Raw genomic sequence first — 26,089 nt, forward strand, 5'->3', positions numbered from 1 at the left:
CGCCCGTTCAGGGCCGCCGCGTTTCCGAGGGGCATTCGCCAAACAGCTCGCGGTAGCGCGCCGAGAAATGGCTGAGGTGATAGAAGCCCTGCTCCGCCGCCGCCTCACCAACGTTCAGCACGCTCGCGGGCGTGCTGGTCAGGCGGCGGCGCACCGCATTCAGGCGCAGGGTGCGCAGGTATTCCACCGGGCGCATGCCGGCCACCAGTTGGAAGCTGCTCTGCAGGGTGCGACGGCTGACCCGCAGTTGCTCGCAGAGCGCGAGGATGCTCGGCAACTCGTCGGTGTTGGCCAGGGCGATCTCCTGGCACTTGCGCACCAGGTAGGCCGACACGGCGACATTGCCACGGCGGCCCCGGGGGGTGTCCCGCGCATGGATGAACAGGTCGAGGAAGGTCTCCAGCAGCTGCTCTTCCAGACGCGCCTCGCACGCCCGGTCCAGGACGATGTCACCTTTGACCAGCGCGCTGAACACCGGCTGGATCCGGCTCCGCACCCGCTCCAGCACCGCACGGGAGACGGCCATCTGCGGCTGCGTGCGCAGGGCACCGAGCTGCTCGCGGGACAGCTCGACCTCCGCCAGGCGGGCGAACCGCTCGGCGTCGATGTTGATGGCGAAGAAGCTCATGCCCTCCGGCGCGTGCAGCAGGAACTCCTCGCCGTCGCGCAGCAACGGCACGCTCTGCGGGCCGGCCTCGTAGCCCTGCACCACCGGGAAGCGCCCCGCCCCCAGGGACATGGCGATGCACAGCCGCCCACGGGGCGCGCAGCCGTGCTGCACCACCCGCTTGTCCAGGGTTTCCTGGAAGATCTGGAAGCGCTCGGCGGCCACCTGTTGCAGCTCGCTGGACAGGTGGCCCCGCCCCAGCTGGTCGTAGACCTGGTTCCAGCCCAGGATCGAGCCGGCGTGTTGCTGGGAATCATCGAAGGAACGCACTTCAGCCAACATCTGGGTCTCTCCTCCGGCGCCGAGCGGCGCCAGCCATTGAGCACGCCTCCCTGGCTCAGGAATCGTCCTGGACGAACCTCAGGGCAAGTTCCGTGCCCAGCATCCGCAAGCGGTACTCCACCGGCCGGATGTCCAGCGGCGGCAGCAGCGCCCCGCTGAGAATCACCTGGCCGGGCTGCAACGAGGCGCCGTCGGCCAGCAGGCGACGCAAGGCCCAGCAGGCATTGGGCAACGGCGCATCGCCCTCCCCCGGGCTGCTGCCCGCACCCAGCACGGCGCCCTCGGATTCCAGTTGCCAGTCCAGCCCGGCGTGATGCGCCGGGCCGAACGCCTGGGGTTTGCCCAGGCAGTAGAGGGCCGCCGCCGCGTTGTCCGCAAGGAACGCCCCCGCGCCGAACCGCCATCCCGACCAGCGGCAATCCGCCACCTCGAATGCCGGCGCCACCGCCGCCACCGCCCCGAGCAGTGCCGCGTCGTCCCAGGTGCCCGGCCGCAGCGGCGCACCGAGGATCAGCGCCAGCTCCACCTCCAGCTTCGGCTGGACCAGCCCGCCCAGCGCCAGCGTGGTGCCCGGCGGCACGCACATGGCATCGGTCAGCGTGCCGTACACCGGCTCGCTCAGGCCGAAGCGGCGCTGGGCAGCGGCACCGGCGAAGGCCACCTTCCACCCCGTCAGGCGCTCACCTGCTGCCAGGCGCCGCGCCAGCGCCTGGTGCTGCACCTGCAACCCGTCGTCCAGCGTCAGCCCCTCGCCGCAGGCGGGCGCCAGCGGCGTCGCGCGGGCCTGGGCCTGCAACAGGGCGGCCGCCAACCCGGCACCCCGGCTCACGCCAGTTGCCTCGCCAGCTTGCCCAGCACTTCGTCCAGGCGCTCGGGGGTGGTGATGGCGGCGATGAAGCGATCCGGCCGCACCACCACGATGCTGTCGCGGGCGCTGGCGAACCAGTCGCCCAGCTGGTTATCGACGTCCTCCACGCTGATGGCGCCCTCGGCCACCAGGGGCTGGTGACGGCCAAGACCGCTGCGCGAACGGTTGACCTGGATGAAGCGCGTCTCCAGCCCGTCCCAGAAGGCACGGGTCTGTGCCGACAGCCCCGCTGCGGGGTTGACCCGGTAGCCGATCACCGCGAACCAGGGGCCCAGCACCTCGTCCAGGCGCTGGCGGCCGCCCTGGCCGTCCTCGACGAAGGGCTGGATGAACAGCTGACCTTCCAGGTCGCCTTCGCGCAGGTCGGGGCGCTCATGGTGGACGAAGCCCTTGGAGATGGTCGCCTTGGGCTTGAACTTGAACTCCAGCAGGTGCGAACGCAGGCTGTCGACGGTGTTCACAGCCTGGAACATCCAGTCCCGCACCCCGGCCATCAGCGGGTTGGTCAGGCCCAGCACCGCGCCCATGTTGTCGGCCAGCGAGATGAGGTCCAGCGCGTGCCCGCGGCGCTCGGTGTCGTAGGTCTGCAGCAGCGCCGGGCGCGCACGGCCCTTGAGCACGGCGGCGATCTTCCAGCACAGGTTGGCCACGTCGCGCAGGCCGGAGTTGAGCCCCTGCCCGGCCCAGGGCGGGGAGATGTGCGCGGCATCGCCGATCAGCGCCACCCGCCCTTCCACGAAGCGCTCGGCCACCCGCGAGTTGTGGGTGTAGGCGCGGATGCGGACGATCTCCAGCTGGTCCACGGCCTCGCCGATGTGGCCACGGATGAGCCGGCGGATGTTGGCCTCCTCGCACATCTTCGCCTCGTCCTCATGCTCCATCAGCATGAATTCCCAGCGGCGCTGGCGGTACGGCAGGTAGATGCACACGAAGGGCCGCTGCGGGTCGGCGTGCAGGGCCGTGTAGGGCGCATCCAGGGAATCGTTGGTGGCGTCCACCACCACCCATTTGCGCGGGTGGGTCAGCCCCACCAGCTCGATGCCCAGTTGCTTGCGCACCGCCGAACGACCGCCGTCCGCCGCGATCACGTAGCGGGCCTGGAGCGCGTAGACCTCACCCTGGCGATCCTTGACCTGGAGCGTCACGCCGTCGTCGTCCTGCTCCAGCGCCAGCATTTCATGGCCCAGGCGGACATCCACGTGCTCGCGCCCGGCCAGCTCGTCCCGCAGGGTGCGTTCGAGCAACTGCTGCATGAAGATGTTGCGCATCGGCCAGCCGTACTGGGCGGTGCTCGGCTTTACCTCGGCGAAGCACACGCCCCGCGCGTTGTAGTAGCGCAGCGGGACGTTGCTGATCATGTCGCGGTGGGCCAGGTCGGCCACGCCGACGGTCTGCAGCACCCGCAGCGCCTCGTCGTCCATGCCCACCGCGCGCGGATAGGGCAGGATCTCCTCGGCCAGCTCCAGCACCACGCAATCGATGCCGTACAGGCCCATGTAGTGGGCCGCCGTGATGCCGTTCGGCCCCGCGCCGACGATCACCACCTCCGTGCGTTCGCGTCTCATGCTCTCTCACCCGCTTCTTGTTGTTGTCGTGCCAGCTGCTCGTCGAGGTACAGGGCCACCAGGCAGTTGAACGCCGTGCCCTGCTCGTCGTGCACATAGTGGCTGGCATTGGCGATTTCCGCCGTCGCAATGTTCGGATTGGCCTCGCGCAGGGCCGCCAGCATCGCCGGTGGCAGGAAGTCCGAGCGGCCGCCGCGGATGAACAGCGCCGGGCAGTCGAGCGCCCGCACCGCTGGCCAGAGGTCCGTCGGCTCGATGCTCAGGCGGGCCTCGGCGATGCCCTGCTGGTCATGCCGCCAGGTGACGCCCTGGCCATCGGCCTTCATAGAATGGGCCAGGCGCGCGGCCAGTCCCTGCGCCGAGAGCCCGCTGCGCGCCTGGCGCCAGAAGGCCTCCGCGTCGGCCCAGTCGGCGAAGCGCAGGGGCGTCTCGCGCATCTCCCGGCGGATGCGCTCGGCACCCTGGCCGCTGCTGGAGGAGCCGGGGCCGATGTCCTCGATCACCAGCGCCCGCAGCCGCCCCGGATTGCGCCGCGCATACTCCAGCGCGTTGGCGCCGCCCAGGGAGTGCCCCACCAGCACGAAGCGCCCGAGCCCCAGGTGCGCCACCCAATCCTCCAGGTCGTCCACGTAGACCTCGGTGCGGTAGCTGGGCCAGTCGGCCCAGTCGCTCAGGCCCCGGCCGCGCTGGTCCAGGGCATGGCAGCAGTAGCCCGGCCCCAGGGCGCCGGCCAGCGCCTCCCAGGTCTGGGCATAGGCGCGCAAGCCGTGCAGCAGCAGCACCGGAATGCCGCCGGGCTCGCCCCAGCGCAGGTGGTGCAGCCGCAGGCCGCTGCGGTTGTTGAAGAACAGGCTGTGCGCAACCATCACGTCTCCCCCGGCGCCAAGGCGCTACTCAGACCAGGCCGTTGTCGCCCTGGATGTCCTGGGCTGCCAGGCCGCCCAGGCGCGCATGCAGGCGGCCACGGGTGGCGAAGGCCCAGATGATGATCACCTCGTCCGGCGCGGGGCCGTCGCCGAAGGACACGGAAACCGTGTCGTAGTGGGAGCGCACGTAGAGCGCGTCCTTGTGGGCCAGCGGCACGTCGATGGTCGCCCCCGGCGCGCCCCGCTTGCCGGTGGACGGCACCCAGGACTTGCCGCCCCCGAGCGCCACGCGCACCGGGTCGGCCGCCGGGTTGGTGAGGAAGGCGTTGCCGTGCTCGTACTCGCACTGGGTGCCCACCAGGCAGGCCTTGCCGTAGCTCTCGATGGCGCGCTCGCCGGCCAGTTCCCGGATGCGCCGACCGAACTCGCGGCCCAGTTCCGGCGAGCCCTCCACCAGCTCGGTGAGGTCCTGGCTGAAGCGACCGGCATAGGGGTTGTGGATCGCCGCCGCGACCACGTACTTGAACAGTGGCTCGCCGTCGGCCAGTTGGCCGCTCTCGTTGGCCAGGGTTTCCTCGACGAAGCTGTACCACTTGCGGATGTGGTAGTGGGCGAAGGTGTTCGGTTTCATGGGCGGTTCCTCAGAGCGGGTCGAGATGGAAATGACGGCTCGGTGCGCCGGCGGCCTTGAAGCGCGCCTTGGCCCGTGCGTCGTCGTGGTCGGTTTCGAGGAAGAATTCGAGGCGGTTGCCGTCCGGGTCGTTGAAGTACACCCCGTGGCCGATCTCGTGGTCGGTGATCTTCACCACCTCCACGCCCTTGGCCAGCAACATGCCGTAGAGGCCCCGCAGCGTGTCCATGTCGCCGGCGATCTCCAGCCCGTAGTGCTGCAACCCCAGGCCGCCCTGCTGGGCGCCGGGCTCGGCCTCGATCAGGGCGATGTCGTGGTGCTTGCTGCCGAACGCCATCATGATCCAGCGCTCGCCCCGGGCGCTCTCGTGCATCCCGAGGATGTCCGCGTACCAGCGCGCAGAGTGCGCCGGGTCGCGCACGAAGAGCGACAGGTGGGTCCGTACGACCTCGACTTTCATGGCGGTCTCCTCAGGGCTGGGTGGCGATGGTCGGGGTGACGATGGACTGGTGCGCCGGACGGATGTCGGCCACCGCCGGGGTCCAGAGCACGTCGGCGATCTCGCTGAAGTCGCGCCACTGCTTCTGCCAGCCATCGCCGCCGTTCTCCGAGGTGAACAGGTGGCCGTACTTGGTCCCGGCGACGATGCGACGCGGGTTGGACGGGTCGAAGGCGATGGCCCAGACGCAGGAGTTGGGCTGCTGCGGCAGGGGCAGGACCTCCCAGCTCGCCGCGCAATCGCGGGAGACCAGGATCTTGCTGGTGGTGCCCGGCGTGCCGTCGGAGATGCTCAGGTAGAGCGTGTCCTGGCTGCCCAGCGGGGCGTTCAGCGCGCGCACGTAGTAGAGCCCGAAGGCTTCGCGGGCCAGGGTGCCCTCCCAGGTCAGGCCCTCGTCGACGCTGCGGTAGACGGCGTTGACACAGGCGACCACGATCACCTTGCGCCCGTGGTTGGGCAGCACCTGGATGTTGTGGATGTCCGAGTTGTAGTCCCACAGCAGGCGGTCATCGACGCGGGTGAAGGTGTCGCCGCCGTCGCGGCTGTGGAACAGGCCGCCCTCCTCCAGGCCGAACCAGACCTGCTGGCGGTCGGTCGGGTCGTAGGCGAAGGCCAGCAGCCGGGGGCGGTTCACCCCGCCGCAGAACTCGGGGATCTCCACCGGCACCCGGTACCAGCTGGCGCCGGCATCCAGGCTGCGCCAGAGCACCGCGCGGGACGGGGCGCCGGTGCCGACGAAGATCCGCTGCGGGTCCTGCGGGTCCACGGCGACCTTCCACACGGTCTGGCCGTTGAACGGCGACTCCACCCGCGTCCAGCTGTTGCCCACGTCGCGGCTGACGATCAGGCCCACGTCGGCGCCGGCGTAGATCACCTCCGGCGCCTGCGGGCTGAGGCTCAGCGAGCGGGTGATGGCGTCGAACTCCAGTGGCTGGCCGAGCCCCAGGCGGTGCCAGCTGCGGCCCTGGTCGGCACTGCGGATCACGGCCTGGCCGACGGTGGCGACGAGCAGCGTTCCGTTACTCATGTCTGGTCCTCCTCAGATGAAGATGCCGCGGGTCAGGCCGCCATCGATGCCGATGGATTCGCCCGTGACCGCGCCGGCCTTGGGTGATGCCAGGAAGCCGATCAGCCAGCCCATCTCGATGGGTTGCAGGGTGCGGCGGATGGGCGTGGCGTCGATGTAGCCCTGCTCCACCTGCTGCGGCGTCTTGCCCTGCTTGAGGCCTTCACGCTCGTACAGCTCCTGGATGTGCGGGGTGTCCACCACGCCGGGGTGGATCAGGTTGACGGTGACGCCGAAGGGGCCGAGCTGGTCGGAGAGCGTCTTGGTCATGTGGGCGATGGCCAGGTTGCGCATGCCCGACAGCACCTTGCTGCCGCGCCCGGTGAGGCCACCGATGTTGATGATGCGGCCGAACCCGGCGGCCTTCATGTGCGGGGTCACGGCCTTGGCACAGCGGAAGTAGCCGATCACCTTGGTGTTCAGGTCCGCCAGCAACTCATCGTCGCCGGCGTGCTCGATGTCGTTGCGCACCACGCCCGACGGCGCGGCGGCGCCATTGACCAGGATGTCGATGCGGCCGAAGTGGCGCTGGGTCTCGCTGACCATGTCGGCCACGGCGGACATGTCGTTGGTGTCGCAGAACAGCGGCAGCACCTCGTTGCCGGTTTCGGCGCTGATCTCCTCGGCGGCCTGCTTCAGGTATTCCATGCGCCGCGCGCAGACCACCACCTTGCAGCCCTCCTGGGACAGGAAGCGGGCGACCTCCTTGCCGATACCCATGCCGCCGCCGGTGACGATGGCCACGCGGCCGTTCAGTTCCAGATCCATGTTCGTTCCTCTTGTCGTGGGTGCGTCAGGCGAGATCGACGTACACGCTCTTGGTCTCGGTGTACGCGTCGATCACGTGCTTGCTCATTTCCCGGCCCCAGCCGGATTGCTTGTAGCCGCCGAAGGGCGAGGCCGGGTCGACCACGTTCCAGCAGTTGATCCACACCGAGCCGGCCTTGAGCGCGGCGGCGATGCGGTGCGCCGAGCGCAGGTCGCGGGTCCAGACCCCGGCGGCCAGTCCGTAGGGCGAGTCGTTGGCGCGCAGCACCAGGTCGTCCAGGTCGGACCAGCGCATCACCGTGAGCACCGGGCCGAAGATCTCTTCCCGGGCGATGCAGGCGCGCTCGGCGCGGTCGAGGAACACCGTCGGTTCGATGAAGTGGCCGCGCTCCAGGTGCCCGGGGCGAGCACCGCCGCACACCAGCTCGGCACCCTCGGCCAGGCCACGCTGCAGGTAGCCGCTGACGGTGCCCCACTGACGGCCGGAGACCAGCGGCCCGAGGGTGGTGGAAGGCACCAGGCCCGCGCCCAGCACATGGGCGGCAGCGTGCCGGCGCAGCTCGTCGAGCACCGGCTCCAGCACGCTGTCGTGGACATAGAGCCGGGAGCCGGCGGTGCACACCTGGCCCTGGTTGTAGAAGATGCCGTCGGCAGCGCCCTTGGCGGCGCGGGCGATGTCGGCATCCGGCAGGATGATGTTCGGTGACTTGCCGCCCAGCTCCAGGGACACCTTCTTCATGTTGCCGGTGGCCGCCTGGGCGATCAGCCGGCCGATCTGGGTCGAGCCGGTGAAGGCGATCTTGTCCACGTCCGGGTGCTGCGCCAGCGGCGCGCCGGTGTCCACGCCGAAGCCGGTCACCAGGTTGACCACGCCGGCGGGGAAGCCCGCCGCCTCGATCAGTTGCACCAGGCGCACCGCCACCAGCGGGGTCTGCTCGGCCGGCTTGAGCACGGCGGTGCAGCCGGTGGCCAGGGCCGGGCCGAGCTTCCACACGCACATGGTCAGCGGGAAGTTCCACGGCACGATCAGCGCGCAGACGCCCACCGGTTCGCGCAGGGTGTAGTTGAGCATCGGCCCGCTGGCCGGCGACACCGGCAGCGTGCCGCCCTCGATCTTGGTGGGCCAGCCGGCGAAGTAGCGGATGATGTTGGCCGCGCTGGCGGCCTCGCCCCGGGCATTGGCGATGGGCTTGCCGTTCTCCAGGGTGATCAGCTGCGCCAGCTCCTCCTGGTGGGCCTCGATCAGCTCGGCCAGGCGCCACAGCAACAGGCCACGCCGGGCGGGCGTCTCGCGCCGCCAGGGGCCTTCGAAGGCGGCACGGGCGGCGGCGACGGCGGCGTCCACATCCGCCGCCGCGCCCTGGGCCACTTCGGCGATCGGCGACTCATCGGCCGGGTTCTCGACGCTGAAGCGGCGCCCGCTGGCGGCCTCCTGCCAGGTGCCGCCGATGAACAGCTGGCGGGGCGTGGCGAGGAACGCGCGAACACTGGGAAGCAAGGGAATCGGGTGCATGGGCGGGCCTCCGTCAGAGTGCCATTTCGATCAGGCAGGGACCGTCCGCCGCGCTGGCGAGCGCCAGGGCGCGCTGCAGCTCGGCGTTGCTGTGGACGGTGCTGGCGGGTACGCCGTAGCCCTTGGCCAGGGCCTTCCAGTCGACCCGGGGGCGGTCCAGCTCGGTGAGGCTCAGCGCCTCGGGGCCGAGTTCGCTGACGCCGAAGCGCCGCAGCTCGTTCTGCAGGATTGCGTAGCGGTGGTTGGCGGCGATGAGGATCACCACCGGCAATTGCTCGCGGGCGATGCTCCACAGCGTCTGGATGGTGTACTGGGCGCTGCCGTCGGACTGCAGGCAGAACACCCGGTTGCCGCGCTCGGCCAGGGCCGCGCCGAAGCCCACCGGAATCCCCTGGCCGATGGCGCCGCCGGTGTTGGTCATCACCCGGTGCCGCGCGGCGTTGGCCGAGGCGGTGAAGAACGGGTAGCCGCAGGTGCCCCCCTCCACCGAGACGATGCTGTCCTCTGGCAGGGCCGCCGCCAGCACCCGGCCGACGGACTGCGGCGTGAGGGCGGCATCGGCCGCCGGCAGCTCGACACCCACCGGGGTCGCCACCCAGTCCGGCGCCTCCATCAGCTCGGCCAGCGCATCGAGGGCGGCGGCCACGTCGTCCCCCACGTCGGCCAGGTGCAGCAACCGGTCGCGCTCGGCGAGGCGCGAGGGGATGCCCTCGTAGCCGAAGTAGCTGATGGGCTCGGGCACGCCGGCGCAGACCACCGCGTCGTACTGGTCGAGGATCTCGATGGCCACCTCGGGGAAGTACGGCAGCCGGTCCAGGTCGGGCAGGCCGCCGCCCCGCTGGCTGAGACGCGGGAAGGTCTCGGCGAAGCAGCGCACGCCCGGCAGGCCGGCCAGGCGACCGGCCGCCTTCAGGCCGACCTCTGACAGGCCGCTGTCGCCAACGATGAACACCAGGCGTTTGCCGGCACGCAGTGCGCGGGCCAGCGCCTCCACCTTGGCGTCGTCGTAGCGGCGCTGCGGCGCGCGAATGGCCGTAAGGGGCCGCAGCGGGCCGACCGCCTGGGCCTGGAAGTCCATCGGCAGCACCAGGCTGGCGACCTGGCCACGGGGCTGCCAGGCAGCCTGCACGGCGCTCTGCAAGTCCTCACCGATCAGCGCGGCACTTCGGGTGGTGCGCACCCAGCCGGACACGGCGCCGGCCAGGGCATCGATGTCGCTGGCCAGGGGCGGGTCGTAGTTGACGTGCCAGGAGGCGTGGTCGCCGATCACGTTGACGATCGGCGTATGGGCGCGGCGGGCGTTGTGCAGGTTGGCAATGCCGTTGGCGAAGCCCGGCCCCAGGTGGGTCAGGGTCAGCGCCGGTCGCTCGGCGATGCGGCCGTAGCCGTCGGCAGCGCCGGTGCAGACCCCTTCGAACAGCGACAGCACGGGCTTCAGGCGAGGCTCGCCGGCCAGGGCGGCGACCAGGGGAATCTCGGTGGTCCCGGGGTTGGCGAAGCAGTATTCGATCCCGCTGGCGACAGCGGCCTTGATGAGCAGTTCGGCACCATTCATGGGAAGCGATCTCACTGGGTTGCATGACTCGGTGTGAGATTTATTCCACTCGGAATGACGCACCACAACGCATTACGAATCAAAAAGCTCAAAATACGAGATAAATGAGATTTTCCAGCCCCTTTCAAACGCCACAACGCGGTATCGTTCCGTCCACCGCCCAGCCCGCCCCGCAGGTACGCCCCCAATGAGCAGCTTGAGCAAGACCCTGGCCGTCCTCGACCTCTTCGGCCCCGACCAACTCCAGGTGGACCCGGACACCATCGCCTCGCGCATGGGGCTTTCCCGCGCCACGGTGTACCGCTACGTGAAGGACCTGTGCGAAGCCGGCCTGCTCACCCGGGTGGGTGCCGGCAGCTATGGGCTGGGGCCACGCATCATCGAACTGGACTGGATGATGCGGCAGTACGACCCGATCCTCAGCGCCGGCCGCGAGCTGATGCATGCCCTGGCTGAAGAGACCGGGCTGGCGGTGTTCGCCAGCGTCTTCTACGACGACCGCATCATCAACACCTACATCACCGAGAACAGCGACACCTACCACTTCGCCTTCGGCCGGGGGCAGCCGCTGCCCCTGTTCCGGGGCGCACAGTCGAAGGTGCTGGTGGCCTACCAGAAGGGCAAGCGCCTGCAGAAGCTGTTCGAGGAACGCATTTCGAAGGACCCCGGCAACCCCTACAGCGCCGGCAGCTGGTCGGAGTTCGCACGGGCCGCCAAGCGCATCCGCAAGGACGGCTACTGCCTGACCCGCGACGAGCTGAACATCGGCCTCACCGGCATCGCCGCGCCCATCCTCAGCCTCGATGACAAGAGCATCCTCGGCAGCCTCTCCGTGGTCGGCCCCACCCACGACTTCAAGCTGCTGCGCCAGGAAACGGTGACCGACATGCTGGTGGACACCACCCGCCGCATCGCCGCCAACATGCAGCGGCAAGGGGGGTCGGGCGGCTGACGCCGGGGGAACATGCAGCGGATTTGCAATCCGCTGCATGGGGTCGATTGCGGGCCTGAACGCCAGCGACAGGCCCGCCTCCTGTCCTAGAACGGCACCGCCACCACCAACTGGCTGTAGACATTGGTGCCATGGCCGCCCACCTGGTTGCCGCCGTTGCTGGCGCTTTTGTCCGGCTGGTAGAGGCCGATCAGCGGCGTGATGATCAGGTGCTCGGTGGCCGCCCATTCGACGTAGAGGTCCAGCTCGCGGGCATCCAGGTCGAGGCTCTGGCGGTCGTGCAGGGTGTGGAAGTCGAAGTACAGCGCGCCGACCTTCACCGTCTCGGTGGGTTGCAGCGTCAGGCCAAGGTGGTGGATGCCGGTGTTGCGGTTGAACGGCCCGGCGTAGTTGGCCGCCACCTCGCCCTGGAACCAGGTGCCGTAGGTGGTGCTGAGGCCGGTGAACAGCGCATCCCAGCTTTCGGAGTAGCGGGTGTAGCGGTAGGTGAGGTCCGGGGTCCAGGGCAGCTCGGCGAAGGTGTAGCCGGCCTCGGCGTACCAGGCCTTCTCGCGGCCGGCGTCCTTGTCCTGCCAGGCGTACTCGAAGGCGAAGTGGGCGTGTTCGATGCCGGCATCGCCCTCCCCGCGCAGGCTGACGATGTCCATGCCTTCGCGCTGCTTCTGGAAGTCGCTGGCCCAGCGGTCGGTCACGTCGAGGCCATGCACCCAGGTCAAGCCCAGGGTGCCGGCCTGGCCGGTGTAGTCCAGGGTGCCGGCGGCAAGCTCGGTTTCGGCCTGGGCGCGGTTGTCCGACTTCAGCCACACCGCGCTGCCGTGCAGGCCGTCCTCGCCGCCCAGGCGTACAACGGCGGTGCGGTCGAAGGCATGGCGTGCGGCGATGTAGTAGGCACCGCCACGGTCGAGGGCGCCGTCGGCCGGGCCCTGGCCGAGGTTGGGACCGTCGTCGTTGACGATGAAACCGCGCCCCAGCTTGACCACCTGGCGGCCGGCGGAGAGGTCCAGGCCGTCCTGGCCCAGTTGCGGCAGCAGGTCGCCGGAGCGCCAGCCCAGGTAGGCGTCCTCGATCCGGGTGGTGCGCTCGCGGCCGGTCGTGTTGCCGCCGGCATCGCCATCGCCCCAGGTGCCGGAACTGACCCAGTTGAGAGCGCCGTAGGCGCTGCCACGGCCGCCAAGCCCCTGGTCGCCGCTGAGGCCGTACTTGACGAAGCCTTCGCGCCAGGTGGAGCCGCCCGAGGTGCCGTCGTAGTTCTTGCGGCTGTTCATCCAGCCGAACACGGCGAGGACATCCGCGTTCAGGTGGGTGTCGTCGTCGGCGTAGAGCTCATAGGCGCTGGCCTGGCCGCCGAGCCCCAGGGCCAGGATGAATCCGCCGGTGATGGCCTTGCCGATTTTTCGTTGCTGCATGACTGATGCTCCTCATCCGCACTGGGAGGTTGTTGTAGGTCTTCTGGGCAGAGGAAGGCCCGCGCGGCGCTGGCCGCGCGGGCGGGGCCGCGTGGTCAGCGGTTCTGGGCGAGCGCTGCGTCGAGCGCGGCCGCGAGGGTGCCGGCTTCGTCCAGGGTCAGGGTCAGCGGCGGCGAGAGGATGATCTTGTTGCCCACCGGGCGTACCAGTACGCCTTCGGCACGGGCGCTCTCGGCAATGCGTGCGGCGTGGCCAGCAGCCGGGTCCAGGGGTTGCCGGGTGCGTTTGTCGGCCACCAGGTCGAGGGCGATCATCAGCCCCTTGCCACGCACCTCGCCCACCACGTCGTAGCGTTCGGCCAGGGGCAGCAGTTGCTCGATGAGCGCCGCCCCGACCCGTGCGGCGTTGCCGGGCAGGTCCTCGGCTTCGACGATGTCCAGCACCGCCAGGGCGGCGGCGCAGGCGGTGGGATGCCCGCTGTAGGTGTAGCCGTGCATGACCACGTTGCTGAAGCCGGGGCCGTGTTCGATGGCGTCGCTGATGCGCTGGTTGAACAGCGTGGCACCCAGGGGGATGTAGCCGGCGGAGATGCCCTTGGCCAGGCAGAGGATGTCGGGGGCGACGCCCCAGCCACGGCTGCCGAGCATGCAGCCGGAGCGGCCGAAGCCGGTGACCACTTCGTCGGCGATCAGCAGGATCTCGTGGCGGTCGCAGACCTCGCGCAGGCGCTTCCAGTAGGTGGCCGGCGGCACGATCACGCCACCGGCGCCCTGCACCGGCTCGGCGATGAAGGCGGCGATGGTCTGGGCGCCGAGCAGGGCGATCTGCTCTTCGAGCTGTCGGATGCAGTGCTCCACCAGTTGCTCCGGGTCGCGGCAGTCCCAGGGGTTGCGGTAGAGCCAGGGGGTGTCCAGCAGGTGGCAGCCGCCCAGCAGCGGGCCGTGGTTGTAGTGGTACACGCCGTTGCCCCCCACCGAGGTGCCACCGATGTGCACGCCGTGGTAGCCGTTGCGCAGCGACAGGAAGCGCGTGCGACCGGGCTGGCCGGCGGCGATCCAGTACTGACGGGCCATCTTCAGGGCGGTTTCCACGGCGTCCGATCCGCCGGAGTTGAACAGCACCCGGGTCATGCGCTCCTGGGCGAACATCGCGGTGAGCCGGTCGGCCAGGTCGAAGACCCGGGGGTGGGCGATGCCGTCGAAGGTCTGGTAGTAGGCCAGCTCGTCCAGTTGCGCGGCGATGGCGGCCTTCACTTCGGCGCGGTTGTGCCCGACGTTGACGTTCCACAGCCCGCCGACGCCATCCAGCAGGCGATTGCCGTCGATGTCGGTGATGTGGTTGCCGTCGCCCCGGGCGATGACCAGGGTCTTGCCACGATGGGCGGCGGCGGAGGCACTCATGGGGTGCCAGAACTTCTTCTCGGCGGTCTTGTAGCGCTCGTACATGGTGCTGCTCCTCACTGGCCTTCTTGCTTGCGTACGTAGAGCAACTGCTGGGTGGTGAACTCCAGCAGGCCCTCCAATCCGAACTCGACGCCGAAGCCGGAAAGCTTGCAGCCGCCGAAGGGGGTGTTGGGCTGGATCTGGGCGTGGCAGTTGACCCAGGCCACGCCGCTTTCCAGGCGCTGGGCGAGTGCCTGGGCCTCGCCGGCATCGGCGCCCCAGACGGAGCCGCCCAGGCCCATGTCACTGGCGTTGGCGCGGGCCAGGACGTCCTCGACATCGCGGTAGGCGATCAGCGGCAGCACGGGGCCGAACTGCTCCTCGTCCACCAGGCGCTGGCCATCGGTGACGTCGGCAACCAGGGTCGGCGGGTAGAAGAAGCCCTCCCGGTCCAGCCGCGCGCCGCCACACAGCACGCGGCCGCCCCGAGCCTGGGCATCGGCCACCAGGTTCTCCACCAGCGCCAGCTGCTCGGCGTTCTGCACCGGGCCGAAGGTGACATCGGCTTCCAGGCCGTCGCCGATCACCTGGCGCCCGGCCAGTTCGACCAGGGCCTGGGAGAATGCCTGGTACTGGGACTCATGGATGTAGAGGCGCTTCAGCGCGGCGCAGGTCTGCCCCATGTTGAGGAAGGCGGCCTGGAAGATGGCCTCGGCCACCTGCTCCACCGGCGTGCCGGGCAGGACGATGCCGGCATCGTTGCCGCCCAGTTCCAGGGTCAGCCGCTTGAGGTTGCCGGCGGCGGCACGCATCACGCTCTGGCCGGTGGCGGTGGAGCCGGTGAAGACGATCTTGCGGATGCCCGGGTGGCTGGCGATGGCACCGCCGAAGCCGCGCTCGCCGGTGACGATGTTGATCACGCCCCGGGGCACGTGGCGGGCGATGATCTCCACCAGCTTGAGGGTGCTCAGGGGCGTGAGGCTGGAGGGTTTGCTGACCACGCAGTTGCCGGCGCGCAGGGCGGGCATGATGTGCCACACGGCGATCATGAACGGCCAGTTCCAGGGGGTGATGGAGGCCACCACGCCCAGCGGCTTGTGGTGCAGTACGATGCGCTGGGTCGGGGTGTCCTCCACCAGCCGCACAGGGATCTCGCTCTCGGCGCTGTAGCGGGTCCAGGCGGCGCCGCCCATGATCTCCGACATCGCCAGGGCGAAGGGCTTGCCCTGCTCCTGCACCACCAGGGTGGCCAGGGCCTCGGCTTCGGTCTCGATGTCGTCGGCGATGCGCTGCAGGGCCGTGCAGCGGGTGGCGTGGCTGCTCAGCCGCCATTGGCGGAAGGCCACCTGGGCCGCGTGTACGGCCTGGTCGACCTGCTCCAGGGAGCCGGCGGGACACTGCGCGAAGGCACGTCCGCTGGCGGGGTTGATCACCTCGAAGTGACCGTTTTCGCCTGCTACCCAGGCGCCGTCGATGAGCATTCGATAGTCGTGCATGACCGTCTTCCTTCACGTGCCACCGCTTGGCCGGCGGCTACAGGGTTTGCGTTGGGAAAGGCGCCGCTACAGCTTGTGGCTGCCCAGGGCGTGGAATCGCTCGGGGGAGAGCTTGCGCAGCCGCGCCGCCATGGCGACGCCGAGCAGCAGCGCCACCGGGATCACCGCGCACAGGCCGTAGGACAGGAGCTTGCTGGAGCCGGTGAGCACGTCGAAGTGCAGCACCGCGATGCCCAGCACACCCAGCAGGGCGATGCAGGAGAAGCCCGGGAGGATGCGGCTGCGCAGGATGCCCAGGCGCAGCTCGGGGTGGCGACTGAAATACACCAGCACCGCCGCCGAGGTCAGTGCCATCAGCAGCACCAGGCAGAGGGTGGCGAGGCTGGAGAACCAGGCGAACAGCTGCAGGATCGGATCGGCCCCCAGGGCGGCGAAGGCCAGCACCACCACCGCCGCGATCAGGCTCTGCAGGGCCGACCCCATGTGCGGGCTCTGGTGCAGCCGGTGGGTGGTGCCGAGCTGGCGCGGCAGCAGGCCGTCGCGGCCGATGGCGTAGAAGTAGCGGGCGGCGGCGTTGTGGAAGGCCAGCAGGCCGGCATAGATGCTGACCATGAACAGCACGCGGATCAGCGAGGTCAGGCCCGGCCCGACGAAGTGGTCGGACATGCCGTAGATGAAGGTGGTCGGGTCCGGCAGGGCCAGCAGGGTCGGGACGATCTTGTCGACCCCGACGCCGATCACCAGGGACCAGATGGACAGCGCGTAGAAGCAGCCGATCAGCAGGACCGAGGCGTAGGTGGCGATGGGGATGGTGCGCTGCGGGTCCTTGGCCTCTTCGCCGTAGATGGTGGTGGCCTCGAAGCCGATGAAGGCGGCGAAGCAGAACAGCAGGCCGATGGCGGGCGCGCCGCTGAGGACGTGGGTCGGCTCGAAGGAGGCGAAGTTGATGCCGCTGTCGCCGCCGCTGCGCAGGATCGCCACGTCGAGGGTGAGGATCGCCAGGTACTCGGCGATGACGATGACCGACAGCAGCCGTGCCGAGAGGTCGATGTTGCGGTAGCCGAGGATCGCGATGCTCAGCATGGCCAGCAGCGAGTACGCCCACCAGGGCAGGTCCAGCCCGAAGACGCTGGACAGGGTGCCGGCCGCGACGCCGCCGAACATGCCGTAGAGCCCCACCTGGAGGATGTTGTAGGCGCACATGGCGAGGACACCGGCGGCACCGCCTGCCAGCCCGCCAAGCCCCCGCGAGGAGAAGGCGTAGAAGCCGCCGGCGTTGGTCACATGGCGGGACATGGTGGTGTAGCCGACCGAGAACGCCAGCAGCACCAGCAGCGCCAGGACCAGCAGCGCCGGTGTGCCCGGGCCGTTGCCCAGCATGATGCCGATGGGGAAGCCGCCGGCGATGACGCTCAGCGGGCTGGCGGCGGAGACCACGAAGAAGATGATGAAGCCGACGCCCAGTGCGCCGCGCCTCAGCTCGTTGGATGAGGAGCCGTTGACCGACATAGATACGCTCATTTTCTTGACCTTGTTGTATGAGGCAGCCGATGTGAGGTTCGCCCGGGAACCGGATGGAGCTTGTTGTTGTGCAATCACAGGCAGGTTCGATCCTAGGGAGATCCCCCCGGGCGCGTTAACCCAAATCGGCAGCATCGGTCACCCTCGCCCCCGGGGCGACGGTCAGGTCAGGCAGAGGGAGGCGCGCCGGTTGGGCCGCCGCCCGCATCGGTCAGGCGGCCCCGCCCAGGCGCTTGGCCCAGGCACCCGGGGTGCAGCCGTAGTGGCGCTGGAACAGGGCGATGAAGGCGGAGGTGGAGTCGTAGCCGAGCTCGCCCGCCAGCGCGGTGACGCTGACGCCTTCGGCCAGGCGTGGCAGCGCGGCGAGCAGGCGCAGGCGTTGCCGCCACTCGCTGAAGGAGAGTCGCGTCTGGGCCTGGAACAGCCGTGCGAGGGTGCGGCGGGTGGCGCCCACCTCCTGGGCCCAGGCCTCGATGCCACGCCCGTCGCCGGGGTCGGCGCGCAGGCTGTCGGTGATGCGCCTGAGGCGCGGGTCGGTGGGCAGCGGCAGCTTGAAGGGCGCCTCGGGCAAGGCGCGGATCTCGTCCACCAGCACCCGCAGCAGGCGCGCTTCGACGCCGTCCTCGGGGTAGTCCGGGGTGAAGCAGGCGGCGCGCTCCATCAGCTCCCGCAGCAACGGGGTGACCTGCAGCACGGCACAGGGCCGCTGGAAGCCATCGAGAATGCTGGCGTCCAGGTAGAGGCTGCGGAATTCCAGGGTGCCTTCGCTGGAGGCGGTGTGGGCCAGGCCCGGCGGGACCCACAGGGCGCACTGTGGCGGCACCAGGTAGCTGTGGTCTTCGGTCAGCACCTGCATGAGCCCGGAGCGGGCGTAGGTGAACTGCACCCAGGGGTGGCTGTGCAGGGCGATGGGGTGGCCCCCAGGAATGTCGAACATGCGCGGGTACACCGGGCGCGGCAGGCGCGCGCAGGTGGGTATCGGCGGGATCACGGCATCTTGTCCCCGATGCGGCATGGGCTGTCTCTTCTGCTCAAGTGGGAAGCGAAAGGCCGATGGTAGCCTGCCTCGCGTTTCCATTGCCCTCCCCCGGAGTCCGTCATGAGCAGCCACACCCGCGTTTCCCGCATCAGCGTCCCCGAACTCGCCCGGCGCAAGGGCCCCGGCAGCATCGTGTCGCTGACCGCCTACAGCACGCCGATGGCGCGCTGGGTGGACGCCCAGGCGGACCTGATCATCGTCGGCGACTCGCTGGGCATGGTGCTCTACGGGCTGCCCAGCACGCTGGGGGTGAGCCTGGAGATGATGATCGCCCACGGCCAGGCGGTGATGCGCGGTTCGGAACGGGCCTGCGTGGCGGTCGACCTGCCCTTCGGCAGCTACCAGGCCAGCCCGGAGCAGGCCTTCCACGCTGCGGCGCGGGTGCTGCGGGAAACCGGGGCGGCCGCGGTGAAGCTGGAAGCCGGCGAGGCGCTGGCCGAAACCGTGGCCTTCCTGGTGGCGCGCGGCGTGCCGGTGCTGGCCCACGTGGGGCTGATGCCGCAGCAGGTGAACGTGCTGGGCGGCTTCAAGGCCCAGGGGCTGGAGGCAGTCGGCGCCGAGCGGGTGCGCCGCGATGCCCTGGCGATGCAGGCAGCCGGTGCCTTCGCGGTGGTGCTGGAGGGCATCGCCGAGCCGCTGGCCCGGCACCTGAGCGAGGAACTGGCGATCCCCACCATCGGCATCGGCGCGTCACCGGCCTGCGACGGCCAGGTGCTGGTGACCGAGGATGCGCTGGGCCTGTTCAGCGACTACCTGCCGCGCTTCGTCAAGCGCTATGCGGCGCTGGCGCCGAGCATCGAGCAGGCCCTGGCGGCCTATGCCGAGGACGTGCGCCAGGGGCGCTTCCCCGAGCTGGGGCATTGTTTTGGCGTGAAGACGGCGGTGCGCTGAAGCCGAGCGCCGCCCGGCCCACCCTGGGGCGCGGTTACGCCGTGCGCCCTTCGGCCCAGCGCGCCTTGACCTCCAGCACGGCGGGCAGTTGCTGGATGAACAGCTCCACCAGGTCCGGGTCGAAGTGCTGGCCGCTCTGCTCGCGGAGGAAGGCCACCGCCTCCTCCACCGGCCAGGCCTGCTTGTAGGGACGCTCGCTGGTGAGGGCGTCGAACACGTCGGCAATGGCGACGATGCGGCCCTCGATGGGGATGTCTTCACCCGCCAGGCCGTTGGGGTAGCCGCTGCCGTCCCACTTCTCGTGGTGGGTCAGGGCGATGCGCTGGGCTATGCGCAGCAACCCGGAGGGATGCTCGCCGATGATCTTGGCGCCGATGCTGACGTGCTGGCGCATCACCGCCCACTCGTCCGCATCCAGCTTGCCGGGCTTGCGCAGCACGGCATCGGGGATGCCGATCTTGCCCACGTCGTGCATCGGTGCGGCGTTGAGCAGGTCGTCGCAGTCGGCCTCGCTCCAGCCCAGGGCGCGGGCGAGGATGCGCGAGTAATGGCTCATGCGGATGACGTGCAGGCCGGTCTCGTTGTCCTTGTATTCGGCGGCGAGGCCGAGCCGCTGGACGATCTCCAGGCGGGTGCGCTTGAGCTCGTCCATGCGCACCAGGGACAGGTGGGTGCGCACCCGCGCCTTGACGATGGCCGGGCTGACCGGCTTGGTGATGTAGTCGACGGCGCCGACCTCGAAGCCCTTGGCCTCATCCTCGGTATCGGCCAGGGCGGTGACGAAGATCACCGGGATCTCGCGGGTGGCCGGGTCGTTCTTGAGCTGCTGGCACACCTCATGGCCGGTCATGCCCGGCATCATCACGTCCAGCAGGACCAGGGCGGGCCGCTCGCGGCCGGCCAGTTCCAGGGCCTTGGGCCCGTCCTTGGCGAACAGCAGGCGGTAGTCGTCCTGGAGGATGTGGCGCAGCACCTGCAGGTTGGTGGGTTCGTCGTCCACCAGCAGCAGGCACTGGCGCGGGTCCGGCGAAGTCGGGCTCATGATGGGGATAGCTCTCCTGTCTCCAGCCAGGCCTGCAGCTCGGTGAGCTGCTGGAGGGCCTGGTCGAAGTCGAAATCGTCAATGGCATGTTGCAGCGCGTGCAGGCGTGCCTGGGCGGCCTGCCCCTCCAGCCCCTGGCGCAACAGGGCGAGGGCCTCGTCGTCCAGCCCGCCACGGGCCAGCTCGGCGGCCAGACGGCGACTGGCCTCCAGCAGGGCCTCCCGCGGGACCGGCGCGGACGCCACCTCGGCCTCCGCCGGGAACACCGGGACCGCGGCGCGGACCCGGATCATGATAGCCGCCAGTTGCTGCAGCAGCGTCTCCAGGGCCTGCGGCTGGCCGCCGCTGCCGGCATGCTCCAGCTCGGCGGCGCAGGCGGCCATCTCGTCCAGCCCGAGGTTGGCGGCGGCGCCGCGCAGGCGGTGGGCGTTGGCCACCACGTCGCTGAAATCGCCCTGCCGGACAGCCTCGCGCAGGTGGCCGAGGAGCCGCTCCTGCTCGTCGAGGAAGCGCACGATGGCGGCGGCCATCTGCACGGCGCCGCCCCACAACTGCTGGCCCCGGACCCAGTCGAACAGCGCATCCGGGTCCGCCGGCGCCTGGGCCGCTGCCGGGTCGGTATCACGGCCCGGCTCCACGCCCAGCAGCCGGGCCATCTCGTGCAGCAGCTCGGCCATGTCCAGGGGCTTGCCGGCAAAGCCGTTCATGCCGGCGTCCAGCGCGTTCTGCCGGTCACGGTCGAGCACGCTGGCGGTCAGGGCGATGATCGGCACCGGGCGCCGGCCTTCGGCCTGCTCGCGCTGGCGGATCGCACAGCTGGCTTCCAGGCCGTCCATGCCGGGCATCTGCACGTCCATCAGGACCAGATCGAAGGCCTGCTCGCCAAAGGCGGCGACTGCGGCCGCGCCGTCTTCCACGCCGTGCACGCGGTGCCCCAGGCGTTCGAGGTTGAGGGTGAGCAGCTCCAGGTTCTGTGCCACGTCGTCCGCTGCCAGGATGCGCAGCGGCGGCAAGGTGGGCGCGCTCTGGCGCAGCGCATTGACATGGGCGCGCTCACCGGCGGCCAGCGGCACCTCGACGGTGAATACGCTGCCCTCGCCTTCCCGGCTCTCGACGCGGATGCGTCCGCCCATCAGTTCCACCAGTTGGCGGGAGATGGTGGTGCCCAGCCCGGTGCCGCCAAAACGCCGGCTCATGGAGGCGTCGGCCTGGGCGAAGGGGTCGAAGATCTTCTCCAGGCGGTCGGCGGCGATGCCGATGCCGGTGTCGTGGATGGCCAGGCGCAGGGCGCCGGGGGCGCCGTCCACCACCAGGCGCACGCGGCCGCGCTCGGTGAACTTGACGGCGTTGCCCAGCAGGTTGGTGACCACCTGCTGCAGGCGCAGCGGGTCGCCGCGGAAGTAGTCGCCCAGGTGCTCGGCGTAGTCCAGCTCCAGGCTCAGGCCCTTGCGCTCGGCGCCCAGGCGCTGGGAGTCGCAGACCTGCTCGCAGAGTTCGCGCAGGGAGAAGTCGATGTCCTCCAGCTCGATGGCGCCCCGGTCGAGCTTGGCGGTGTCTAGGATGTCGTTGAGCAAGCCCAGCAGGGAGCGCGAGGAGTGCTGCACGGTGCGCAGGTGGCGGCGCTGGGTTTCGCCCAGGGGCGTGTCCAGCAGCAGTTCGGTGAAGCCGATGATGGCGTTCATCGGCGTGCGGATCTCGTGGCTCATGTTGGCCAGGAAGCTGCTGCGGGCGGCGGCGGCCTGCTCGGCGCGGTCGCGGGCGTTGCGCAGGTCCTGCTCCATCATCCGCCGTGGGGTCAGGTCGGTGGCCAGCTTGAGGATCTTGAAGGGGCGGCCGTCGGCATCGAGGATCGGGTTGTAGGTGGCCTGGATCCACACATCGCGCCCGTCCTTGCCGAGCCGGCGGTACTCCCCGGAGCGGAAATGGCCCTCGCGCAGGTCTTCCCAGAACAGGCGGTAGCGCTCGCTGGCCACCAGGTCGGCGTCGCAGAAGATGCGGTGGTGCTGGCCGATCAGCTCCTCGCGGGTGTAGCCGAACAGGTCGAGGAAGTTCTCGTTCACCTCCAGCACGTGGCCGGTGAGGTCGAACTCGATCAGTGCCATGGCCTTGCTGATGGCGGTCACCTTGCCCTCGTATTCGGCGTTGCGCAGCTTGGTCTCGGTCTGGTCCAGCATCACGCCGTCCACCCAGCGCGGCACGCCCTGGGCATCGACGTCGACGCTGCCGCTCTCCCACACCCAGTGCTCGTGGCCATCGCGGTCGAACAGGCGGTACTCCACCACGTAGCTGCGCCCCAGGCGGGCGGCGTCGTTGACCTCGTCCAGCACCCGCTCGCGGTCATCCGGGTGGCACAGCTCGATCAGCGAACGCTCGCCACTCATGAAGGACTCCGCCGGCCAGCCGGTGACGCGGCGCACCGCGTCGCTGACGAAGCGGGTGCTGCAGCGCTCGTCCATCAGGCAGCGGAAGGACACGCCGGGGATGTTGCGGATCAGCGAACGGTACTGCTGCTCGCTGTCACGCAGGGCCTGCTCCATGGCCTTGCGCTCGCTGATGTCGGCGACGAACACCACGAACCAGGGGTTGCCGTCGCGCTGGGTCACGCCCAGGCTGACCCGCACGGGAATCTCCCGCCCATCGCGGCCGATGCCCGACACCTCCAGCTCGCTGCCGGAAAGACGGGACATCCCGGTCAGCCGGTACTGCTCCAGCGCCTCGGTGAACTGCCGGGAATGCCGCTCGGGCATCAGCAGGCTCATGTGGCGCCCGATCAGCTCCTCGGGTTGCCAGCCATACAGGCCGGAGACGGCATTGTTGACGGAGCGGATGACGCCCTGGTGGTCGATGGTGAAAATCACCTCGAAGGCGGCATCCAGCAGCGAGTTGAGGTGGTCGCGGCCGGCCTCCAGTTCGCGGAACAGCTCGCGGTAGCGCAACAGGCCGTTGACCGCCGCCACCAGCAGGCTCAGGGCCACGGTGGCCATGGCCACCGCCATCGCCAGGTAGGCCGCGCCCACCACCGGCTGCGGCATGCTGAATTCCTCGATGCCGGTGAAACGCGCCGCCGCCATGCCGGTGTAGTGCATGCCGCTGATGGCCAGCCCCATCACCGTGCCGCTGAGCAGGATGGCGCGCACCCCGCTGACGCGTCCCCGCAGGCCGAAACGCACCCACAGGGCGATGATCGCCAGCACCACGGCGACCAGGATCGACAGCCCGAACATCAGCGGGTCGTAGCGCAGCAGCGGCGCCAGCTGCATGGCGGCCATGCCGCTGTAGTGCATGGCGCCGATCCCCGCCCCCACCAGCACGCCACCCATGACGAACTGCACCGGCGACACCCGGCGGCGCGACAGCAGGTTGAGCGCGATCCAGGAGGCGAACAGGCTGGGCAGCATGGAGAGTACGGTCAGGCCAGGGTCGTAGCGCACGGCGGCGCACAGCTGGAAGGCCAGCATGCCGATGAAGTGCATGGCCCAGACGCCGCCACCCAGGGCCACGGCACCGGTGCCGATGGCCAGTTGGCGGTACAGCGGGACGCGGCTGAGACGGGCCATGCCGGCCAGTTGCAGGGCCATGGCGGAGGTGAAGATGGCGATGCAGACCGACAGCAGCACCAGCCAGGGATTGTGACTGCCGAAGACCAGCAGCGTGGGCTGGTCGTTGTCGAAGAAGAACCGGGAGAACTCGAACATCGGGTGGGTCTCGAGGGCAGCGACTGGCGTGTCTGGAGTCAATGCCCTCTTGCCCATCCGGTCAAATGCCGATGGGCGGAAATCAGGGGGCGGGGCTCCGGCAAAATGCCATCATCCCGCCCCCTTGCCAAGCGCCGGCTGGCCGCTACAGGAAGACTTCGTCCAGCAACGCGTCCATGGCGGCGAAGGCCCGTCGCGCCACCTTGGGGTTGTACTGCGCGACGCCGGGGCGATTCGCCTCGGGATCGGTGAAGGAATGCACCGCTCCGCCGTAACTGAGCAGTTGCCAGTCGACCCCGGCGGCGCTCATTTCCTCGGCGAAGGCCGGCAGTTGCGTGCGCGGCACCAGCGGGTCGGAGGCGCCGTCCAGCACCAGCACGGCGCCCTTGATGTGGCGGGCGTCGGTGGGGTCGGGGGTGTCCAGCGCGCCATGGAAGGAGACGAAGGCCTTGAGCTCGGCCCCGGCTCGGCCCAGCTCCAGCGCGCAGGTGCCGCCGAAGCAGAAGCCAAAGGCCGCAAGACGCCGGGGGTCGATGGCCACCGCGTGTTGCTCCAGCAGGGCCTGCAGCGCAGCCTGCATGCGGCGACGCAGCAAGGCGCGATCCTCCTTCAGCGGCTGCATGGCGGCAGCCGCTGCCTCGGCATCCTTCGGCCGCACCTCGGCGCCATAGAGGTCCGCCACCAGCACCACACGCCGCTCCTCGGCCACCTGGCGCGCCGTTTCCACGGCGGTCTCGGTGATGCCGAACCAGTTGGGCGCCATCACCAGCCCGGGGCGCGGGTCCTGCACGCTGGGGTCGTAGACCAGTTGGCCTTCGAAGGCCTGCCCGTCGAGTTCATAACGGATGGCATGGGCGCGGATCTGGGTCATGGATCACCTCTCTCGGGACGGATGGGATTGGGCAGCCACTCGGCGGGGCCTCATCGGCCGGCAGTGGAGCTTAGCGCCACCGCGCACCGAGCGCATGCGACCGTTTGGACAGGCTCCGCCGGCCATTCGTGCAGGGTTTCGCGTTTCGCTGCACGGATTCACCGCGCCCCATTGCGAGCGCGCCATCATATCGGCATCATTCCGCCGCCGTTTTTCCGGCGCCAAGAACACTCGACCATTTCCCTCACAAGGAGCGTGACATGAAGGGGCCTTTCGCCGCTGTCCTTCTCGCCCTGTCCATGCTGACGGGGTGCGCTACCGTGCCCCAGGGCACGGATTTCCCCACTCCCGACAAGACCGCCACCACCAGCCAGCAAAGCGTCGCCCTGGCCAGCGTGGAGGTCACCGACAAGACCTTCGTCAACTGGAATGCCGGAAAGACCCAGTCCACCGGCATGACCCTCAGCCTGGGTAACTACCTCAAGGCGAGCAATCGGTTCAGCAATGTGCGCATGCCCGGCCAGACCGTCGCGGCCGATGACCAGGTGCTCTCGTTCAGCTTCGACACCTACAACGTCCACCGTCGGCCCTATGGCGGCTACTTCCCCTTCGCCATCGTGACCCTGACCGGCTACATCTGGTTCGGCGGCACGACCCACATCGACGAGTCCAACGTCAGCGGCCGCCTCCAGGTCAGCGATGCGCAGGGCAAGCTGCTCTACAGCTACCAGACCCGCCAGCACGCCGAACACAGCGTCTCGCTCTACTCGATGGGCACCGTCAACGGCAGCCCGGAGCGCCGCAGTGCGCTCGACGACCTGCTCAACCAGTATCAATCCGACCTTGGGAAACACACGAAATGACCCGTCTCCTGCGAATCTCCGCCCTCTTCCTGGGCCTGGCCCTGCTCACCGGTTGCGCGGGCGTCCGCTCCGGCGAAACCGCTGACCTGGGCGCCTGGCCGGCAGCCAAGGAACAGAAGCCTTCGCTGCGTTATGTCGTGGAAGGCCGGATGAAGATGAACGATGCGGACAGCACGGCTGCACCGGCCGTGGTCAAGTCGTGGTCCGACATCGTTGGCAAGGCCTACCAGGAGTCGAACCTGTTCTCGTCGGTCAACGAAGGCTTTGGCGATGCCGACATCACGGCGGAGGTCAAGGTGACCAACGATGGCCACGGGAGCATGGCGCTGGCGTTCATCAGCGGCTTCACACTCGGCGTCATCCCGGCAACCGGTGAAGACCGCGTGATCACCGAAACCATCTACCGCGATCGCAACGGGCAGGTGCTGGCCACGCTGACCAAGGAGGATGGCGTCCGCACCTGGATCCAGATCCTCCTGCTTCCGGGCGCCTTCGTGGCCAACCCCTTCACCAAAATCAACCAGGTTCACTACGACAACAACAAGGCCACGATCCTGGAGGCCAGCAAGAAAGGCATCTTCTGATCGCCAATGCCCCATGAAAAAGCCCGCTGACGCGGGCTTTTTCATGGCAGCGGTTACGACCGTTCGA

General features: G+C 69.4%; 22 protein-coding genes. 4 read left to right on the forward strand and 18 right to left on the reverse strand.

Annotated features, from left to right (window positions below):
* Nucleotides 1-7: 7 nt before the first annotated feature.
* From FBY21_RS09450 to FBY21_RS09495, 10 genes are read right to left on the reverse strand one after another with little or no spacing between them, the layout of a single operon-like run.
* Nucleotides 8-949, reverse strand: a complete 942-nt coding sequence (locus tag FBY21_RS09450) for a helix-turn-helix domain-containing protein (protein WP_142010593.1) — start codon at nt 947-949, stop codon at nt 8-10.
* A 55-nt stretch (nt 950-1,004) separates the two neighbouring features.
* Nucleotides 1,005-1,778, reverse strand: coding sequence for a 2-keto-4-pentenoate hydratase (locus FBY21_RS09455; RefSeq protein WP_142010595.1), 774 nt, complete (start codon nt 1,776-1,778; stop codon nt 1,005-1,007).
* On the reverse strand, nt 1,775-3,382 hold the full coding sequence (locus FBY21_RS09460; protein WP_142010597.1) for a bifunctional 3-(3-hydroxy-phenyl)propionate/3-hydroxycinnamic acid hydroxylase: 1,608 nt from the start codon (nt 3,380-3,382) through the stop codon (nt 1,775-1,777). Before FBY21_RS09460 ends, FBY21_RS09455 begins: the two co-directional genes overlap by 4 nt.
* Nucleotides 3,379-4,248, reverse strand: a complete 870-nt coding sequence (locus FBY21_RS09465) for an alpha/beta fold hydrolase (protein ID WP_142010599.1) — start codon at nt 4,246-4,248, stop codon at nt 3,379-3,381. Before FBY21_RS09465 ends, FBY21_RS09460 begins: the two co-directional genes overlap by 4 nt.
* A gap of 28 nt (nt 4,249-4,276) precedes the next feature.
* Nucleotides 4,277-4,879 (reverse strand): amino acid synthesis family protein, encoded by a 603-nt coding sequence (locus tag FBY21_RS09470; protein WP_142010601.1) that lies wholly within the window; start codon nt 4,877-4,879, stop codon nt 4,277-4,279.
* Nucleotides 4,880-4,889: 10 nt separating this feature from the next.
* On the reverse strand, nt 4,890-5,339 hold the full coding sequence (locus tag FBY21_RS09475; protein ID WP_074969451.1) for a VOC family protein: 450 nt from the start codon (nt 5,337-5,339) through the stop codon (nt 4,890-4,892).
* Nucleotides 5,340-5,349: 10 nt separating this feature from the next.
* Nucleotides 5,350-6,405: a WD40/YVTN/BNR-like repeat-containing protein gene (locus tag FBY21_RS09480; RefSeq protein ID WP_142010604.1), complete on the reverse strand. Its 1,056-nt coding sequence runs from the start codon at nt 6,403-6,405 to the stop codon at nt 5,350-5,352.
* A gap of 12 nt (nt 6,406-6,417) precedes the next feature.
* The gene (locus tag FBY21_RS09485; protein WP_074969446.1) at nt 6,418-7,212 is read right to left on the reverse strand and encodes an SDR family NAD(P)-dependent oxidoreductase; all 795 of its coding nucleotides are present in this window, start codon (nt 7,210-7,212) and stop codon (nt 6,418-6,420) included.
* Between the two features lie 25 nt (nt 7,213-7,237).
* Nucleotides 7,238-8,725 (reverse strand): aldehyde dehydrogenase family protein, encoded by a 1,488-nt coding sequence (locus FBY21_RS09490; RefSeq protein WP_074969444.1) that lies wholly within the window; start codon nt 8,723-8,725, stop codon nt 7,238-7,240.
* 13 nt (nt 8,726-8,738) lie between these two features.
* On the reverse strand, nt 8,739-10,280 hold the full coding sequence (locus tag FBY21_RS09495) for an acetolactate synthase large subunit (RefSeq protein ID WP_142010606.1): 1,542 nt from the start codon (nt 10,278-10,280) through the stop codon (nt 8,739-8,741).
* Between the two features lie 187 nt (nt 10,281-10,467).
* Here FBY21_RS09495 and FBY21_RS09500 point away from each other — a divergent pair, with 187 nt between their 5' ends.
* On the forward strand, nt 10,468-11,232 hold the full coding sequence (locus tag FBY21_RS09500; protein ID WP_074969440.1) for an IclR family transcriptional regulator: 765 nt from the start codon (nt 10,468-10,470) through the stop codon (nt 11,230-11,232).
* Between the two features lie 86 nt (nt 11,233-11,318).
* Here FBY21_RS09500 and FBY21_RS09505 read toward each other — a convergent pair whose 3' ends face one another.
* The 5 genes from FBY21_RS09505 to FBY21_RS09525 form a co-directional block, all read right to left on the reverse strand.
* The gene (locus FBY21_RS09505; RefSeq protein WP_142010609.1) at nt 11,319-12,638 is read right to left on the reverse strand and encodes an alginate export family protein; all 1,320 of its coding nucleotides are present in this window, start codon (nt 12,636-12,638) and stop codon (nt 11,319-11,321) included.
* 95 nt (nt 12,639-12,733) lie between these two features.
* A complete protein-coding gene (locus FBY21_RS09510) occupies nt 12,734-14,083 on the reverse strand; it encodes an aminotransferase class III-fold pyridoxal phosphate-dependent enzyme (protein WP_142010611.1) in 1,350 nt (449 codons plus the stop codon).
* Nucleotides 14,084-14,094: 11 nt separating this feature from the next.
* A complete protein-coding gene (locus FBY21_RS09515; protein ID WP_142010613.1) occupies nt 14,095-15,516 on the reverse strand; it encodes an aldehyde dehydrogenase family protein in 1,422 nt (473 codons plus the stop codon).
* Nucleotides 15,517-15,582: 66 nt separating this feature from the next.
* On the reverse strand, nt 15,583-17,037 hold the full coding sequence (locus tag FBY21_RS09520; RefSeq protein WP_142010616.1) for an APC family permease: 1,455 nt from the start codon (nt 17,035-17,037) through the stop codon (nt 15,583-15,585).
* A 211-nt stretch (nt 17,038-17,248) separates the two neighbouring features.
* On the reverse strand, nt 17,249-18,052 hold the full coding sequence (locus FBY21_RS09525) for an AraC family transcriptional regulator (protein ID WP_142010617.1): 804 nt from the start codon (nt 18,050-18,052) through the stop codon (nt 17,249-17,251).
* 84 nt (nt 18,053-18,136) lie between these two features.
* Between FBY21_RS09525 and panB the strand changes: the two genes are divergently transcribed.
* Nucleotides 18,137-18,967, forward strand: a complete 831-nt coding sequence (panB, locus tag FBY21_RS09530) for a 3-methyl-2-oxobutanoate hydroxymethyltransferase (protein WP_142010619.1) — start codon at nt 18,137-18,139, stop codon at nt 18,965-18,967.
* A 34-nt stretch (nt 18,968-19,001) separates the two neighbouring features.
* On the opposite strand, the gene FBY21_RS09535 is transcribed toward panB, so the two are convergent.
* From FBY21_RS09535 to FBY21_RS09545, 3 genes are all read right to left on the reverse strand, one after another.
* Nucleotides 19,002-20,009 (reverse strand): two-component system response regulator, encoded by a 1,008-nt coding sequence (locus FBY21_RS09535; RefSeq protein ID WP_142010621.1) that lies wholly within the window; start codon nt 20,007-20,009, stop codon nt 19,002-19,004.
* A complete protein-coding gene (locus FBY21_RS09540) occupies nt 20,006-23,704 on the reverse strand; it encodes a PAS domain S-box protein (RefSeq protein ID WP_142010623.1) in 3,699 nt (1,232 codons plus the stop codon). Before FBY21_RS09540 ends, FBY21_RS09535 begins: the two co-directional genes overlap by 4 nt.
* 145 nt (nt 23,705-23,849) lie before the next feature.
* Complete coding sequence (locus FBY21_RS09545) at nt 23,850-24,575, reverse strand: dienelactone hydrolase family protein (RefSeq protein WP_142010626.1); 726 nt, start codon at nt 24,573-24,575, stop codon at nt 23,850-23,852.
* A gap of 260 nt (nt 24,576-24,835) precedes the next feature.
* On the opposite strand from FBY21_RS09545, the gene FBY21_RS09550 reads away from it, so the two are divergent.
* Both FBY21_RS09550 and FBY21_RS09555 read left to right on the forward strand, forming a co-directional pair.
* On the forward strand, nt 24,836-25,438 hold the full coding sequence (locus tag FBY21_RS09550) for a hypothetical protein (RefSeq protein WP_142010628.1): 603 nt from the start codon (nt 24,836-24,838) through the stop codon (nt 25,436-25,438).
* On the forward strand, nt 25,435-26,022 hold the full coding sequence (locus tag FBY21_RS09555; RefSeq protein WP_142010630.1) for a hypothetical protein: 588 nt from the start codon (nt 25,435-25,437) through the stop codon (nt 26,020-26,022). The genes FBY21_RS09550 and FBY21_RS09555 overlap by 4 nt, the downstream gene beginning before the upstream one ends.
* Nucleotides 26,023-26,089 lie beyond the last annotated feature (67 nt).

The organism is Pseudomonas sp. SLBN-26 (assembly GCF_006715895.1).
In the GTDB taxonomy this organism is placed as follows: domain Bacteria; phylum Pseudomonadota; class Gammaproteobacteria; order Pseudomonadales; family Pseudomonadaceae; genus Metapseudomonas; species Metapseudomonas otitidis.

Excerpts from the sequence above, each read along its gene's own strand:
- panB (WP_142010619.1), top strand. The coding sequence starts at position 18,137 with ATGAGCAGCCACACCCGCGTTTCCCGCATCAGCGTCCCCGAACTCGCC.
- FBY21_RS09490 (WP_074969444.1), bottom strand. The coding sequence starts at position 8,725 with ATGCACCCGATTCCCTTGCTTCCCAGTGTTCGCGCGTTCCTCGCCACG.
- FBY21_RS09525 (WP_142010617.1), bottom strand. The coding sequence starts at position 18,052 with ATGCCGCATCGGGGACAAGATGCCGTGATCCCGCCGATACCCACCTGC.
- FBY21_RS09540 (WP_142010623.1), bottom strand. The coding sequence starts at position 23,704 with ATGTTCGAGTTCTCCCGGTTCTTCTTCGACAACGACCAGCCCACGCTG.
- FBY21_RS09535 (WP_142010621.1), bottom strand. The coding sequence starts at position 20,009 with ATGAGCCCGACTTCGCCGGACCCGCGCCAGTGCCTGCTGCTGGTGGAC.
- FBY21_RS09510 (WP_142010611.1), bottom strand. The coding sequence starts at position 14,083 with ATGTACGAGCGCTACAAGACCGCCGAGAAGAAGTTCTGGCACCCCATG.
- FBY21_RS09465 (WP_142010599.1), bottom strand. The coding sequence starts at position 4,248 with ATGGTTGCGCACAGCCTGTTCTTCAACAACCGCAGCGGCCTGCGGCTG.
- FBY21_RS09475 (WP_074969451.1), bottom strand. The coding sequence starts at position 5,339 with ATGAAAGTCGAGGTCGTACGGACCCACCTGTCGCTCTTCGTGCGCGAC.
- FBY21_RS09505 (WP_142010609.1), bottom strand. The coding sequence starts at position 12,638 with ATGCAGCAACGAAAAATCGGCAAGGCCATCACCGGCGGATTCATCCTG.
- FBY21_RS09555 (WP_142010630.1), top strand. The coding sequence starts at position 25,435 with ATGACCCGTCTCCTGCGAATCTCCGCCCTCTTCCTGGGCCTGGCCCTG.
- FBY21_RS09550 (WP_142010628.1), top strand. The coding sequence starts at position 24,836 with ATGAAGGGGCCTTTCGCCGCTGTCCTTCTCGCCCTGTCCATGCTGACG.
- FBY21_RS09495 (WP_142010606.1), bottom strand. The coding sequence starts at position 10,280 with ATGAATGGTGCCGAACTGCTCATCAAGGCCGCTGTCGCCAGCGGGATC.
- FBY21_RS09485 (WP_074969446.1), bottom strand. The coding sequence starts at position 7,212 with ATGGATCTGGAACTGAACGGCCGCGTGGCCATCGTCACCGGCGGCGGC.
- FBY21_RS09500 (WP_074969440.1), top strand. The coding sequence starts at position 10,468 with ATGAGCAGCTTGAGCAAGACCCTGGCCGTCCTCGACCTCTTCGGCCCC.
- FBY21_RS09515 (WP_142010613.1), bottom strand. The coding sequence starts at position 15,516 with ATGCACGACTATCGAATGCTCATCGACGGCGCCTGGGTAGCAGGCGAA.
- FBY21_RS09450 (WP_142010593.1), bottom strand. The coding sequence starts at position 949 with ATGTTGGCTGAAGTGCGTTCCTTCGATGATTCCCAGCAACACGCCGGC.
- FBY21_RS09520 (WP_142010616.1), bottom strand. The coding sequence starts at position 17,037 with ATGAGCGTATCTATGTCGGTCAACGGCTCCTCATCCAACGAGCTGAGG.
- FBY21_RS09480 (WP_142010604.1), bottom strand. The coding sequence starts at position 6,405 with ATGAGTAACGGAACGCTGCTCGTCGCCACCGTCGGCCAGGCCGTGATC.
- FBY21_RS09470 (WP_142010601.1), bottom strand. The coding sequence starts at position 4,879 with ATGAAACCGAACACCTTCGCCCACTACCACATCCGCAAGTGGTACAGC.
- FBY21_RS09460 (WP_142010597.1), bottom strand. The coding sequence starts at position 3,382 with ATGAGACGCGAACGCACGGAGGTGGTGATCGTCGGCGCGGGGCCGAAC.
- FBY21_RS09545 (WP_142010626.1), bottom strand. The coding sequence starts at position 24,575 with ATGACCCAGATCCGCGCCCATGCCATCCGTTATGAACTCGACGGGCAG.